This window comes from Clostridium zeae (genome assembly GCF_017312485.1).
Classification (GTDB): Bacteria; Bacillota; Clostridia; order Clostridiales; family Clostridiaceae; genus Clostridium_AR; species Clostridium_AR zeae.
This window is the reverse complement of the sequence record NZ_BMBA01000002.1, coordinates 265,272-280,604: the sequence shown is the minus strand read 5'-3', so window position 1 is coordinate 280,604 and position 15,333 is coordinate 265,272. Positions and strand designations below refer to the sequence as shown.

Below are 15,333 nucleotides of genomic sequence, written 5' to 3'. Positions count from 1 at the left end.
AACTAGTAATCAATATAGTTGAATTTTTCACTAATCTTAAATGGAATGTTATAAGCTCTTTCATTCAAATCTTTTATTACAGAATCTTTTTTCTCATAGTCAGTTATTATAAGCTTTATACCTATAGATACTGAATAGTTCTTATAAAATATAAAAGAAAACTGAGGGATGTAGTTGATTTCTGTATTGTTACAATTATTGACAAAAACAGTCTTGTTTATAAGTTTAAATTTATATTTGTCATAGCTGCTTGCTAGAACTAAATTTGCTCCAGTTTTTGAAAGAACATTTATGTATTCATCATTCAATGGCTTTGAAGAATCAACATAAATTACAACTGGTAAATTGTTTTTTTTCAAGTCTTCAACTGCATTCATCATCCTATTGAAATTATCGGTAGATTCATTTTCAACGTCGATATAGATAAAGTTAATTCTTTTACCCTGATAATTTGCTTGAAAATATGATTTCGATGAACAAAGATTAACTCCAAGCTTAGAAAGAGTATCAAACTGGTTATCCTTTGAAAAAATCAAGTTTATGTCTTTATCATTTACGAATTTTTTCAAGAAATCAATATCTACATCTTCAGACTTATCTAAATATCCAAAAGTTAAATCGCTGGTTGATAAAAGCGTAGATACTAGTTGAAGATTTTTTGTTATTGGTACTGGAGTTAAATATATTTCACTAACCTCATCGCTATTTTTATCTTTTTTATATTCAATTTTATTAGAAGCGTTATTAAATAAAATACTATTCAGTGTTAAGTTTATATTTGGTACATAGAAGTATACTATGATCCCAATAATAGCAAAAAGTAAGAATAGTAATATTAAATCAACAAGTTTTTTTCTGGAAAAGTGCATTTTAATCACAACCTACCTTATAAACTAAAATATAGTATATCACAATATCAAATTTGCACCAATATATATAAGTGTCAATTGAGTTTATTCAATTTAAATAAATGATGAAAGTAGATTTTTTTTAGTGTTTTTGCTAGAATAAGAGGAGAATTTAAAATTTGGAGGAATTATGAGTAAGTTTACTGAATCCATAAAGAATATTTTTGACAACGTTTTAGCTAGTTTAAGAAAGTTAGACTTAAGTTTTATTAAAAAGTTTTATAAAAATAAATTAGTTCCTATGTTATCAAGCATAAGAAAAATAGATTTTAAGAATTTAAATTTTAAAAATAGAAAAGTTAAAATAGCAGCAATAATAATTGCAGCCATAGTGGTTATTGCTGCGCCTACTTCATATTATTTTTATAGACAAGCTCAAGACCAAACTGTAAAAATAGCTACCAACAAAGCAGAGCAGTATTTTTATAAAAATGAATATGATAAAGCAATAGAGGAATATAACAAACTTAATGAAAAGGAAACGTGGCCTCTTTGGGATGTAAAAATAGCTGAAATATATTCAGTTGAAGGAAATGTTGAAAAATCAAGAGAGTTGCTCCAGAACTCTTTAGATAAAAGAAATAAATACATAGAAAAGAATGGTGAAAAAAAGAAAGACTTTAAAGAAAAAGATGAATATCTTCTTAATTACATAGTTTTTACTGATTTTATGAACAAAGATTTTGATGAGGCATTAAAACAAGGTGAATTAGCGTTATCAAAATATAAAGATTATAAGCCTTTAATAAAAACTATGTTTTCCACCTATATGTCAAACAATAAGATTGATAAAGCAAAGACTTTAATTGATACCTATCCAGTAGATGAAAAATCTGCTTATGATATGGCTGATTATTCAAGAATGAAAATTCTTGTTGATAAGTGGGATGATGGATTTAAATATCTTGAAAAGGCATGGAATTTGGATAAAGATGAATACAAAGTATATGATGTTCTTGCGCAGATTTCATCATATAATAGAGATACATTACTAGAAAAGCTAATAGCATTGAAAGAAAAAAATAATGATAATGTAGCATACAATATGTGGTTAGCTAAGGTATATTCTATGACTAATGAGACTGCTGAGGATTCTATAAAATATTTAGATTCATTGAAGGACAAGGACACAGGAAAAATTGTTGTTGAGTTAATAAGAGCTTCGGCTCTTCAAAATACAAATAAAACTAAGGAAGCTGATGAACTTCTTGATAAAGTTATTGCTAGTAACAAAGAAGATTACAGAGTTTATCACACAGCTGCGTGGTACTATCTAGACAAAGGGGACTATAAAAAGGCGCTAGAATACTGTAATAGCAGTATCCTAAAGAATAAGGACTACCCTGATAATTATGGATTCTTAATGCCAGAAATTCTAAAAAAAATGAATAAAAATAAAGAGGCAGAGCCATTCTTTAGAACAGCGTTATTAAAAGAGCCGTACAATTACAACATACTTTTAAATATAGCCAATTACTATTGGTATACGGAACAAGACTTAAATAAAGCATATGAGTTCTTCTATAAAGCATCATTAATTAAACCTAATGATAGTGAAATAGTTTATAATATGGCTATTATAAAACTTAAGCAAGATAAAAAGGACGATTGTGTAGAATTACTAAAAAAATCAATTGCATTAAACGAATCTGAACCAAAATACCATAGAACCCTTGGAACTATATATTTAGGAGATAATAAGAATACAGATGCTATAAAAGAGATAAGATTTGCATATGCGGCAGATAAAAATGATATCCTTACTTTAAATAATGCTGGTTGCTTCTATATTTCTATAAACGGAGATCTTGAAAGAGGTATGGTTAATTTGAAGGCGGCTTATACTGGAATATTACAGTCAACCGATGAATATACTAAAAAAACAATTACTGAAAATTATGAAAAAGCTAAGAAGGTTTATGATGCGTATAATAAGGAAGATGGTTCTAGCATAAAGGTTCCAGACTTTACATTGTTTTATTAAACTAAGATATAGTCTATCATGACAACGAAATCTTTGTTTCGAAACTTGTATATACAAAACTAGAACTTTGAAATATTATATTATATCATTAATTTATTGTAATATATTAAGAAGTACTACAAAGGAGGAATACATTATGTATCCAATTATTTTTGACAATATCTATTATGATAAGATATGGGGAGGAAGAGACTTCGAACTTTTTAGAGATAATCTTCCAGAAGGAGAAATAGGGGAAAGCTGGGATATAGCATGCCATCCAAATGGAACTGGTGTAGTTTCCAATGGCGAATATAAAGGAACTTCCTTTAAGGAACTTATAGAAAGACTAGGAAGCGAATTAGTTGGTACTAAAATCGATAAGAATAGATTTCCTCTTTTAGTTAAACTTATAAATGCGAAAGATAAACTTTCTGTGCAAGTTCATCCAGATGATGAATATGGTTTAAGAGTAGAAGGCGACTTAGGAAAGACTGAATGTTGGTATGTACTTGAAGCTTTTGAAGGTGCTAATTTAGTTGTAGGAACTAAAAATTGTACAAAAGAACAATTTATTAATGCAATTAACACTGGAAACTTTGATGAATATTTAAATAAGCTTGAAGTTAAGAAAGGTGACTTTTTCTTTGTTAAAAGCGGATTAGTTCATGCTATAGGAGAAGGTGTTGTAATAGCTGAAATACAACAAAATAGTGATACAACTTATAGAGTGTATGATTATAATAGAGGAAGAGAAATTCATGTTGAAAAAGCTTTGGATGTTATTGATTTCAGCTTAAAGGGTGAAAACAGTAACGGGTTAAAAGTAGACCTTGATGGGTTCTCCAAGACATACTTAGCTCTTTGTGATTATTTTACTATAATAAAGTACGATGTAGAGAAGGCAGTTAAGGAGTCCAGTGATGCAGAAAGATTCTACATATTCACTTGTGTAGAAGGTAAAGGTACTATTAAGTACTCAGCTGGTGAAATTCCTGTTAAAAAAGGTGATAGTGTATTCATTCCTGCAAATCTTGGAGAATACGAAATTTCAGGAAGTCTTTCACTATTAAAGAGCTTTGTACCAGATGTTGCAAAAGTAGAAGGCGAAATATTAGAAGTAGTTAAAAAATAAAGATTTTAGGTTTTAGATTTATCGATTCCAGGAGTAAAGAAGTGATAGGACTTAAACTTCAAGTTTTGGTCTTATCTCTTCCTGAAGCTTGGAATTTTTTTTGGGCAATGTTTAAGAAGATTTTTGAAATTAATTGGTTAAACAGGAGACGCTATATGAGCGAGCTATTAGAATTAAATGATTTTTTCAGATGGAATGGCGTAAAGGAACTGCACTGTTCGAACGTAGTGAGTTTGCAGTTTTAGCCATGGAATATGACAAAATCATATTAATTCTTTGCATAAGCTCATTAAAGCGTCGGATGATTAACCAATTAATTTCAGTGCTTTAACATAGATGAGAATTCACACTAATGTAAACTAAATTTAATTAATTTTTAATGGACAAAATAACTACCAAATTTTATAATTAAGTGGTATGTCAAATAACAAGTGAAAGAGAGTGAGCATATGGCGTTAGATTTTTTATTTATTTTAAGAGCTATAATAATTGCTATAGTAGAAGGAATAACTGAATTCATTCCTGTTTCGTCTACTGGGCATATGATAATAGTTGGTGATTTAATTGGATTTAATGGAACAGAATTTACTAAAATGTTTGAAATAGTTATACAATTAGGTGCAATACTTGCAATTGTAGTTTTATATTGGAATAAGATATGGACAATGATAAAATCCTTCTTCAAGTTTGAGAAAAAAGGAATTAAGTTCTGGTTAGTAATAATAGTTGGAACAATTCCAGCACTAGTTTTAGGAGTATTATTCAATGATTTGATAGATGAGTATTTATTTAGTTCTAAGACTGTTGCTATTGGATTTATAGTTGGTGGTATTTTCTTAATTGTGGCTGAAAATAGCTTTAGAAAGAAAGCTAAAAGAGCTAGAGCGGTTAAAGATATTGATGAAATTAGTTATGGGCAAGCTATACAAGTAGGTCTTTTCCAATGTTTAGCGATGTGGCCTGGAATGTCTAGAAGTGCATCTACAATAATTGGAGGCTGGATCTCTGGGTTAAATACTGCAGTTGCTGCAGAATTTTCATTCTTTTTAGCTATTCCTATAATGATGGGAGCATCTGCTCTTAAAATGATAAAGTTCAATTACTCTACGCTAAATTCTACTCAAGTAGTTGCGTTAGTGGCAGGTTTTGTTGTAGCATTTATAGTTGCATTACTTGTTGTAGATGGATTTATAGCTTTCTTAAAGAAGAAACCTATGAGAGTTTTTGCAGTTTATAGATTATTTGCAGGACTTATCTTAATAGCGTTAATACTAGCTAAAATAATAAAATAAGAACATATAACATAAAAGTTGAGTACATAAGAGAAATTAATATGTACTCAACTTTTTTTGGAATTTTTAAATACTATAATATTTTAATTGTCTGGGCAAGCTAATAGAAGACTTTATTAAAGGCAAAAATTATAAAGCTTTATAATTAAACTTGAAAAATTTCCGTTTTTGCTAATTAATATTTGAATTAATAGACATATTAAAGAGAATAATAACATAAAAAGAATGGAGTGAGGATATGTCTACAGCTGCAGATAGAATTAAAGTTATACTTGATAGGAAAAAATGGAGTAAGAATGATTTAGATGTATCATGGGTACAGCTAAGTAAATTGCTTGTAATTAAAAATCAACTTATTGTAATAATCAAGGGAAATACTATAGATGAGCCAGTTTGGGCAAAGGTAGAAAATTTGAAGGAAATGAATGGCGAACTCATATTATATTACGATGGTGAATATGAGACAGTACTAACAGAGGATGAATATAGCGAATATAAAGAATATATAGGAAAAGAAGAATGGGAAGCTCTATTTTCTATAGATAGTTTGAAAAAACTAACAGATATGAATTTGATTGATGATAAAGGCTTCTATTTAGAGATGCATGGAAACATGAGAAAAACAGAGAATGCAGGAGATATACAAAAATACGAGGAAGTAAATAAAGAATTAATGATGAAATAAATTAAATTTTGAGAATATTTTATAAAATTTTCAATATTAAAAAAATATACTTTTCACAAAGATTTTAATGTGATATCATTAAATAGAAATTAATGTACACATTTACACAAAATATATAAAAGAATGAACATTCGGGTAGAGGGGGATATGAGATGGCAGAAAAAGTAAAAAAAATCGCATTATTAACTGGTGGAGGAGATTGCCCAGGGCTAAACGCAGTGATAAGGGCAGTTACTAGAACTGCTATATTACAGTATGGTTATGAGGTTTATGGTTACAAGTTTGGATATAGAGGTCTTTATAACAACGATATAGTTCCTCTAACACTTGAGTCAGTATCTGGAATTCTTCACAGAGGAGGTACTATTTTATATAGTTCAAACAAAGATAATTTATTTGATTATCAAGTTGAAGAAGATGGAAAGCTTGTGAAAAAAGATGTATCTGATGTTGGAGTTGAAAACTTGAAAAAAGAGGGCATAGATACATTAGTAGTAATAGGTGGAGATGGAACTCTTACATCTGCAAGAGATTTTGCAAGAAAAGGTGTTAATGTTATAGGAGTTCCAAAAACAATAGATAATGATTTAGAAGCTACAGATGTAACTTTTGGATTTAACACTGCTATAGAAATTGCAACTGAAGCTCTTGATAGATTGCATACTACTGCTGAATCACATCATAGAATAATGCTTTTAGAAGTAATGGGAAGAAATGCAGGTTGGATAGCTTTAGAATCAGGAATCGCTGGTTCTGCTGATGTTATATTAATACCTGAGATCCCATATGATATTAATAAGATAGTAGATAAAATAAGACAAAGAGAAGCTGAAGGTAAACCATTCTCAATAATCGTAGTAGCTGAAGGTGCTAAACCATTAAATGGTGAAGTAGTTGTTTCTAAAGTTGTTGCTGACTCACCTGATCCAATAAGACTAGGTGGAATTGCAAATAAATTAGCAATAGATTTAGAAAATTTAATAAAAAATCATGAAGTAAGAAGTACTGTTCTTGGTCATATACAAAGAGGTGGAAATACTTCTACTTATGATAGAATATTATCAACTAGATATGGTGCAGCTGCTGTTGAATTGATTAATGAAGGAAAGTTCGGAAATATGGTTTGCTTAAAAGGCGATACTATTTCTTACGAAAGCTTAGAGAATGTTATTGGAAAGACTAAGGATGTAAATCCAGATGGAGAACTAGTAACTGTTGCTAAAAAAATAGGAATTTCCTTTGGAGATTAATATCAAAAGCACTAATTCATATGAATTAGTGCTTTTATAAAGCTTAAAATAGAAATAATAAGAATATTTATAAAATACTTCTAAATATTCTGAAAATATGCTATAATTAGTATAGACATCAAACATAGAAAGCTGGAGGGTATTATGAAGGAGATAAAAAAATATTTAGAGACAAGGATCGGAACATATGGATTTTTCTTCGAGGATTTGGTGAGTGGGTATACTTATGGGTACAATGAAAACGTTAAAATGACAGCAGCAGGTTGTATGAAGCTTCCAATTGCTATAGCTTTAATTAGAGAAGTTGAGCTAGAAAAACTTAACTTTTTGGATAAAATAAAGATAGAAAAGCAAGATAAAGTTTATGGTACTGGAATTATTCATGAATTTAATGATAGAGACTATACTGTGTTTGAACTTTTAGTTGCGATGTTGATACAAAGCGATAATACTGCTGCAAATAAGATAATTGATATCATTGGAATGGACAGAATAAATGAAATATTAAAAGAAATGGACTTGAAGAATACAGAATTAAACAGAAAGACTACTGATGAGAGACACAAACATTCAGATGTTGAAAATATGACTAGTGCATATGATTTATGTCTTCTATGGAAACATCTTTATAAAGCTACTTATTTGAATAAAGAAAATAGCACAATGCTTGTAGACATCTTGAGAAGACAGCAGATAAAAAATAAATTAGCACTTTATATTCCAGAAGATTTGAAATATGATATTTCAAGTAAAACTGGAGATAAGAGTGGTGTTGAAAATGATACTGAGCTTATAGAATTAAGCAAAGGAAGTTTTGCATTCTCAGTATTGTCTATGGATATACCAAACAGTGTTTACGGAACAATAACTCTTGCTAAATGTGGTAAGATGATGTGGGATAATTTAATGAATAATTGGCATTGAGCCTTAAGCTCTTGATAACTCCTAGATTTCTAGGAGTTATAATTTTGCAAAAATATAAATGGGATATATAGAAAAAATCAGTACATCAACTTAAACTTGTTGATGTACTGATTTTTTATTGTGAATAATATCGTAGATGGAAATTTAAAATATGCTTAAGTTTTTGGCTATGCTTAATTTCAACAGGTGCTTAAACATCCCCAAGTTTTTATGAATAGTATAAATTATTTTGAAGTTTTAGTATCTTCAACACCTTCAAATGCATTTATATACATTTCTTTAATTTCACTTATCAATGGATATCTAGGATTTGCACCAGTACATTGATCATCGAAAGCTTGTTCACACATATCATCTAAAGTTCTGTAGAAGGAGCTTTCTGATACTCCAGTTTCCTTAATAGACATTGGGATATTAATCTTTAATTTTAAATCATCTATTGCAGCTATTAATAATTGTAGTTTTTCATCCTCAGTGTTTCCACCAAGTTTCACATGATCGGCTATATTAGCATATCTGCTTTTTATATTAGGATATTTATATTGTGGGAAACCAGCTTGTTTCTTTGGATTGTCAACAGCATTAAATTTGATGACTTCATTTATCAACAAAGCGTTTGCTATACCATGAGGTATGTGATGCTCAGCTCCAAGCTTATGAGCCATTGAATGACAAACTCCTAAGAATGCATTGGCAAAAGCCATACCAGCCATTGTGGAAGCATGAGCCATCTTTTCTCTGGCTTTTATATTTGTTGTACCTTCGTTGTATGCTGCTGGTAGGTACTTGAATATTAATCTAATTGCTTCTAAAGCTAATCCGTTTGTATATTCTGATGCTTGGATAGAAGTATAAGCTTCAATTGCATGTGTTAAGGCATCTATTCCGGAAGCGGAAGTTAACCCTCTAGGCATATTCATCATAAGTTCTGCATCTATTATGGACATATCAGGAGTTAGTTCATAATCAGCAAGTGGATATTTTATACCAGATTTCTCATCAGTGATTACGGCAAATGGAGTAACCTCAGAGCCTGTACCAGCTGAAGTTGCTATAGCTACCATCATTGCTTTAGTTCCTAACTTAGGGAAAGGACAAATTCTTTTTCTTATATCCATAAATCTCATGGCAACATCTTCAAATTTTATCTCAGGATGTTCGTATAAAACTCTCATTATTTTGGCAGCATCCATTGGAGAACCACCGCCAAGAGCAATTACTACATCAGGTTCATAATTTAGCATTTCTTTTGAGCCTTTTATTGCAGTTGAAAGAGTAGGGTCAGGCTCAACCTCAGTAAATACTTTATAATCAACACCTATTTCTGAAAGAACTGATGTTACTTTATCTGTATATCCAAGCTCATTTAATATTCTATCTGTAACGATGAAAGCTTTTTTCTTATTCATATCCTTAAGCTCTCTTATTGCAAAAGGTAAAGAACCATATTTAAAATAGATTTTTTGAGGAACCTTAAACCAAAGCATGTTCTCTCTCCTTTCAGCCACGTTCTTAATATTTAGTAGGTGCTTAGGTCCTATATTGTCTGATACTGAATTTCCGCCCCATGGACCACAGCCTAAAGTTAAAGAAGGAGTTAGTCTGAAGTTAAACACATCTCCCATAGCACCGTGGGTTGCAGGAACATTTATTAATGTTCTTACTGTCTTCATAGCCGAAGTAAATTTGTCTACTTTTTCTTTCTGAGTTAAAGTATCGATGTAAAGTATTGATGTATGACCTAGACCACCTTGCTCAATAAGAAATTCAGCTTTTTCAACTGCTTCATTAAAAGTTTTTACTTTGTATAAAGCAAGAACAGGTGAAAGCTTTTCGTGTGCAAAAGGTTCAGAGAAATCCACTATTTCTGTTTCAGCAACTAACACTCTTGTATTATCAGGAACTTTGATATCTGCAAGTTCAGCTATTTTTATAGCAGATTGTCCCACTATATTAGGATTTATATTACCATTTACTAAAAGTATTTTTCTTAACTTTTCAGCTTCAGCGGTTTTTAAGACGTAACCACCTCGATCCTCAAATTCAGTTTTTACTTGATCATATATTGAATCAAGAACTAAAACAGATTGTTCTGAGGCACAGATAACTCCATTGTCAAAAGATTTAGATAAAAGAATTGAACTAACTGCCATTTTTATATGAGCACTATCATCTATGATTGCAGGGGTATTACCAGCTCCAACACCAATAGCAGGTTTTCCAGAAGAATAAGCTGCCTTTACCATAGCAGGACCACCAGTAGCTAATATCATATCTGCTTCTCTCATTATTGTTTGAGAAAGTTCAATGCTAGGCTCGTCAATCCAACCGATTATACCTTCTGGAGCACCAGCTTTAACAGCTGCATCTAAAACAATTCGTGCAGCTTCAATAGTGGCATTTTTTGCTCTAGGATGTGGGGAGAATATTATTCCATTTCTAGTTTTTAAAGCTATTAAAGCTTTAAAAATTGCAGTAGAAGTAGGGTTTGTAGTTGGAATAACAGCAGCTATTACTCCGATTGGTGCAGCAATTCTCTTAAAACCAGCAGCTTCATCGTACTCAATAACTCCACAAGTTTTTTCATCCTTGTATTTGTTGTAAATATATTCAGCGGCGAAATGATTTTTCATCACTTTATCTTCAAGGACTCCCATTCCGCTTTCATTAACAGCCATTTTAGCTAATTTAATTCTTGCATTGTTTGCAGCGATAGCCGCATTTCTAAATATCTCGTCTACTTTTTCTTGGGAGTAAGTGGCAAATAATTTTTGTGCTTTTTTTACCTCGTCGAGTTTTTTTAATAGATCTTCATTGTTTACAACCTTCATTATAGATCCCCTCTTTCAAAAAAAGTTTGTTAAAAATTTAATTATCATGTTAATAATATAACAAAGTTTTTTATAAGGCAAGTAAAATTTTTAGAAAATTCAAGAAAAATATTTTATTAATACCAAAGTATTTAGTTGTAATAACCAAAAATGCTTAGAAAAAACAGAATAATAGACAAATGAAATACTGAAAATATACAAAAAAGGTTCACATTAAATCAATGTAATTGTCAAATAATTAACTATATCTTGGCTTATAATGTATTGGCACAATTATTGCTTAAATTATAATATGGCATAAATTGTTTTATTACATAATTAGTTTCTTATTATTACAAATTTACCAAACCAAGATTGAACAAAAATCATAACTAAACATGCCAGTTTACTGATAAAATAATAATACATATGTTTAAAGTAAAATTAGAGATGAGGTGTAATAAGGTCTATCATTTTTAGTAGAGAAATGTATTGGAGGAGTAATTTATGGATAAATTGATTGAGATTATTAAAACTGAGGATAAAAAGAATCCATATACTGATCAAGAACTTAGTGAAATGCTATCTATGCCAAGAGCAAAAATTATTGCTGAAAGAAATAAACTAAATATTCCAGATTCAAGGGATAGAAGGAAAGATATTTTATTGAAGGATTTAAAAGAAGTTTTAAAAATCAATCCTAATGTATCTGAGAGAAAGCTAACAGAATTAATGATTGAAAGAGGATACGAAATTTCTAGAAACATAATATCTAGAGTGATGAAAGATCATGCTGAAGAATTGGCACAAAATGAAAAAGAGATAATAAATGCTGGAGAATTTATTGAAAAACAAACTGATAGAAGAGACACTTGCTTTAATAAATTAATAGGAGTTAGTGGAAGCCTTAAAAACAAGATTGACTTAGCTAAGGCTGCAATATTATACCCTCCTCACGGACTTCATACACTTATTTATGGTGGTACGGGGGTTGGAAAAAGTGAACTCGCTGAATGTATGTATGAGTTTGCTATTCATAGTAAGGTCAAGCCTAAGGATGCTCCTTTAGTTATATTTAACTGTGCAGATTATGCTGAGAATGCAAATTTATTGATATCTCAATTATTTGGAGTGGTAAAAGGAGCATATACTGGAGCTAACGTAGATAGAGAAGGGTTAGTTGATAAAGCTGATGGTGGAATACTGTTTCTAGATGAAATACACAGACTCCCGCCTGAAGGGCAAGAGATACTATTTTATCTTATAGATAAAGGTAAATATAGAAGGCTTGGAGAAACAAACACTGAAAGAAACGTAAACGTTTTAATTTTGGCAGCTACTACAGAAAACCCAGAGTCTAATCTATTATTAACCTTCAGAAGAAGAATTCCTATGCTTATTGAGCTTCCTAAGTTAAATGATAGACCGTTATCGGAGCGATTAGAAATAATAATTATGTTTCTAATAAGAGAAGCTAATAGAATAAATAAAAACCTTTTGGTTTCTAAAGATGTATTAATGAGTCTAATGTTATACAACTGTCAAGGAAATATTGGACAATTAAAAAGTGATATTCAAGTAATATGTGCAAAGAGTTACGTTAAATATATGTCACAAAATACTGATGAAGTACTAATAGAAATGGAGGATTTAAATAATTTTATTAAAAGTCCATTTTTAAAAGGCGGAGCAATTAATAAGACATTAATGAACTTAGTTACTGATGATTTATATATAGATATAAAAAATATGGAGAGTTCTAAGAGCCAGATAAACGAATATGTCAATGAAAATGAGATTTATCAGTACATTGAAAATGAATTCCAATTACTTGAAAAGCAAGGCTTAAAGGTTGAAGAGATAGATGAAATTCTTCATGAAAAAGTAGAAGACAAGCTTGGTAAGATAATGAGTAATAAGAATATAGCTAAGTTACTTAATATTAATGAACTTAAAACTATTGTTATGCCAGAAGTGATTGATATTACAGAAGGTATACTTGAGCTTGTTAGAGGAAAGTACAAGGTTATCAATAAGAGCTTCTTTATAGCATTAGCAATACACATTAATTTTACAATAGAGAGAATTTTGACTGGGAAAAAAATTATAAAATCAAATATTAATAGAAATAAGAACAAATTAACTCAGGAGTTTGAAATTGCAGAAAAAATCAGAAAGATGATTGAAAAAGCTACAAAACTAAAAATACCAGAGGATGAATCAGGATATATAGCTTTATATATTAATAAGTTTTGCTCTGATGAACTCATTCTAGAACCAAAGGTAAGAGTTATAATAATTACCCATGGTCATGTAGCAGAAGGTATGGCCGAGGTTGCCAATCAGCTTCTTGGAGTAGATGATGCTGTAGGTATTGAAATAGAGCTAGATGAATCTCCTGAAGATGCATTGGAAAGAACTATTAGGGTTGTAAAACAGGTTGATGAAGGTAGAGGTTGTTTATTATTAGTTGATATGGGATCGTTAGGTGGATTTGCTTCAGCAGTAGAAAAAGTAACTGGAATTCCAACAAAGACAATTGGAAGAGTAGATACGCTTATAGCTTTGGAAGCAGTAAGAAAGGCATCAATAGAAGGTGCAAATTTAGAAAATATTGTTGAAGAGTTAAACCAATCCAAAATGTACAAAGGAACCTTTAAAGATGAGGTGTCAAACGCTAATTATTTGAAGAGCAGAAAAAAGGCATTAGTAACAGTTTGCTTGACTGGACATGGTAATGCCTTAAGTATAAAAAAATTCCTACAAAATCATTTAAAGAGGATGAATTCTGGGATAGAGATATTTCCAATAGGGTTTATAGACAAGCATGATGTAGAAGATGAAGTAAACAAAATTTCCATGGAATATGAGATTTTAGCAGTTTGCGGAACTATTAATCCAAAATTAAAGAGAGTACCTTTTATTTCATATGAAAGTCTTTTAAGTGGGCAAGGTATTTCAAGATTAGAAAAATTAATGGATATATATAGTGAAGTTGAAAAAGAAGAAGAAGTCAAAGAAGGAACACTGGAATCTTTAATACAGGAAAATTTAATATATTTAGATCTAGATGCATTATCTAAAGAAGATGTTCTTGATAAGATGACTCAAGAACTTGAAAGTAATGGATATGTAAATAATAAATTTGCTCTAAGTGTATATAAAAGAGAAGGAATGGGTAGTGGCATATTTAATAATAAAGTTGCAATACCTCATGGACTTCCTGAAAATGTTATAAAACCAGTAATTTCTATAGCCAAACTAAAAAATCCAGTTCAATGGGATGGAGATGTAATGGTAGATTTAGTTTTTATGTTGGCACTAAAAGAAAATAATAGAGAAGAAATTAAAAAATTATTTAATATGATAAGAGATGAAAACCTTTTAAATCAGCTATCTGCAAAGATTTCAAATATAGAAGTGAAGAAAATGTTTTCATAAAATCAAAAGATGCCAAAATCTTGGCACGGAGATTGCTAAGTAATATAGTGACTGGAGTAGGAAAGGAGAATTGAAATGGAGATAAGCAGTTATATTAAGAAAGAATTAATAAAACTAAATTTACCATGTAAAAGTAGAAATGAATTGTTTCAACTGATGCACCAAGAAGCTTATAAGTATGGATATGTTAAAGAAGATTTTTTGCAAGGATTGATGTCTAGAGAAGAAGTTTTCCCAACAGGAATAAAATTATCTAATTATAGTGTAGCCATTCCTCATACTGAAGCAGAGTATGTTAATAATCAGTTTATATCAGTAGTGGTACCAGAAAGACCAATCTGTTTTAAGCAAATGGATGATGAAACTATAGAAACTGAAGTAAGTCTAATTTTCATGTTGGGGTTAAATAAGCCACATAGTCAATTAGAAGCTCTAAAAGAATTAATGAATTTGATTCAACAAGAGGAGGTGATTAATAAAATTATATCAGCTAAGAATGAAGAAGAAGTAATTAAGTTGTTAGATACAATGAATTAAGTAAACGTATAAATAAAATTTTAGGAGGAATTTAATATGAAAAAACGTATATTAGTGGCTTGTGGAGCAGGTATTGCAACTTCAACGGTGGTTTGTGACAGAGTTGAGAATTTAGTTAAAGAACATGGTATAGATGCAGAAATAAGACAATGTAAGATAGCTGAAGTAGTATCATTACAAGATCAGGCAGATTTAATAGTTTCAACTACAATTTTACCAACAACTTATAGTATACCAGCTATTAAAGCAACAGCATATATAACTGGAATTGGTACAGAAAAGTTAGATCAGCAAATACTAGATCAACTAAAGTAAAAAAGCTTTAAATCTGTCTTTTTATATAAAAAGTAAAAAGACAGTTTAAATAAAAATAAAATCTAATTTATGG

At 30.2% G+C, this 15,333-nt stretch carries 11 protein-coding genes; 9 read left to right on the top strand and 2 right to left on the bottom strand.

The annotated features are described in order from the left end of the window. Positions 1 to 2 precede the first annotated feature (2 nt). A complete protein-coding gene (locus tag J3477_RS10590; protein ID WP_206869929.1) occupies positions 3 to 869 on the bottom strand; it encodes a hypothetical protein in 867 nt (288 codons plus the stop codon). 169 nt (positions 870 to 1,038) lie between these two features. On the opposite strand from J3477_RS10590, the gene J3477_RS10585 reads away from it, so the two are divergent. From J3477_RS10585 to J3477_RS10560, 6 genes are all read left to right on the top strand, one after another. Beyond that, positions 1,039 to 2,892: a tetratricopeptide repeat protein gene (locus J3477_RS10585; protein ID WP_206869928.1), complete on the top strand. Its 1,854-nt coding sequence runs from the start codon at positions 1,039 to 1,041 to the stop codon at positions 2,890 to 2,892. Positions 2,893 to 3,028: 136 nt separating this feature from the next. Next, positions 3,029 to 4,006: a mannose-6-phosphate isomerase, class I gene (gene manA, locus J3477_RS10580; protein WP_206869927.1), complete on the top strand. Its 978-nt coding sequence runs from the start codon at positions 3,029 to 3,031 to the stop codon at positions 4,004 to 4,006. 449 nt (positions 4,007 to 4,455) lie between these two features. Then, the gene (locus J3477_RS10575) at positions 4,456 to 5,298 is read left to right on the top strand and encodes an undecaprenyl-diphosphate phosphatase (protein ID WP_206869926.1); all 843 of its coding nucleotides are present in this window, start codon (positions 4,456 to 4,458) and stop codon (positions 5,296 to 5,298) included. 238 nt (positions 5,299 to 5,536) lie between these two features. After that, positions 5,537 to 5,983: a hypothetical protein gene (locus J3477_RS10570; RefSeq protein ID WP_206869925.1), complete on the top strand. Its 447-nt coding sequence runs from the start codon at positions 5,537 to 5,539 to the stop codon at positions 5,981 to 5,983. A gap of 152 nt (positions 5,984 to 6,135) precedes the next feature. Then, positions 6,136 to 7,233 (top strand): 6-phosphofructokinase, encoded by a 1,098-nt coding sequence (locus tag J3477_RS10565; protein ID WP_206869924.1) that lies wholly within the window; start codon positions 6,136 to 6,138, stop codon positions 7,231 to 7,233. A gap of 144 nt (positions 7,234 to 7,377) precedes the next feature. Continuing rightward, positions 7,378 to 8,157 (top strand): serine hydrolase, encoded by a 780-nt coding sequence (locus J3477_RS10560; protein WP_206869923.1) that lies wholly within the window; start codon positions 7,378 to 7,380, stop codon positions 8,155 to 8,157. A 224-nt stretch (positions 8,158 to 8,381) separates the two neighbouring features. Here the strand turns inward: J3477_RS10560 and adhE are convergent, their stop codons facing one another. Continuing rightward, entirely contained in the window at positions 8,382 to 10,988 is a 2,607-nt protein-coding gene (gene adhE / locus J3477_RS10555) for a bifunctional acetaldehyde-CoA/alcohol dehydrogenase (protein WP_206869922.1), read from the bottom strand. A 486-nt stretch (positions 10,989 to 11,474) separates the two neighbouring features. On the opposite strand from adhE, the gene J3477_RS10550 reads away from it, so the two are divergent. The 3 genes from J3477_RS10550 (at position 11,475) to J3477_RS10540 (ending at position 15,260) form a co-directional block, all read left to right on the top strand. Beyond that, positions 11,475 to 14,408, top strand: coding sequence for a sigma 54-interacting transcriptional regulator (locus tag J3477_RS10550; RefSeq protein WP_206869921.1), 2,934 nt, complete (start codon positions 11,475 to 11,477; stop codon positions 14,406 to 14,408). Between the two features lie 75 nt (positions 14,409 to 14,483). Beyond that, entirely contained in the window at positions 14,484 to 14,945 is a 462-nt protein-coding gene (locus J3477_RS10545) for a PTS sugar transporter subunit IIA (protein WP_206869920.1), read from the top strand. A gap of 36 nt (positions 14,946 to 14,981) precedes the next feature. After that, positions 14,982 to 15,260: a PTS sugar transporter subunit IIB gene (locus J3477_RS10540; protein ID WP_206869919.1), complete on the top strand. Its 279-nt coding sequence runs from the start codon at positions 14,982 to 14,984 to the stop codon at positions 15,258 to 15,260. Positions 15,261 to 15,333 lie beyond the last annotated feature (73 nt).

Coding starts and splice junctions, on each gene's coding strand:
- J3477_RS10550 (WP_206869921.1), top strand. CDS start 11,475: ATGGATAAATTGATTGAGATTATTAAAACTGAGGATAAAAAGAATCCA.
- J3477_RS10540 (WP_206869919.1), top strand. CDS start 14,982: ATGAAAAAACGTATATTAGTGGCTTGTGGAGCAGGTATTGCAACTTCA.
- J3477_RS10565 (WP_206869924.1), top strand. CDS start 6,136: ATGGCAGAAAAAGTAAAAAAAATCGCATTATTAACTGGTGGAGGAGAT.
- J3477_RS10590 (WP_206869929.1), bottom strand. CDS start 869: ATGCACTTTTCCAGAAAAAAACTTGTTGATTTAATATTACTATTCTTA.
- J3477_RS10560 (WP_206869923.1), top strand. CDS start 7,378: ATGAAGGAGATAAAAAAATATTTAGAGACAAGGATCGGAACATATGGA.
- J3477_RS10585 (WP_206869928.1), top strand. CDS start 1,039: ATGAGTAAGTTTACTGAATCCATAAAGAATATTTTTGACAACGTTTTA.
- adhE (WP_206869922.1), bottom strand. CDS start 10,988: ATGAAGGTTGTAAACAATGAAGATCTATTAAAAAAACTCGACGAGGTA.
- J3477_RS10575 (WP_206869926.1), top strand. CDS start 4,456: ATGGCGTTAGATTTTTTATTTATTTTAAGAGCTATAATAATTGCTATA.
- J3477_RS10545 (WP_206869920.1), top strand. CDS start 14,484: ATGGAGATAAGCAGTTATATTAAGAAAGAATTAATAAAACTAAATTTA.
- J3477_RS10570 (WP_206869925.1), top strand. CDS start 5,537: ATGTCTACAGCTGCAGATAGAATTAAAGTTATACTTGATAGGAAAAAA.
- manA (WP_206869927.1), top strand. CDS start 3,029: ATGTATCCAATTATTTTTGACAATATCTATTATGATAAGATATGGGGA.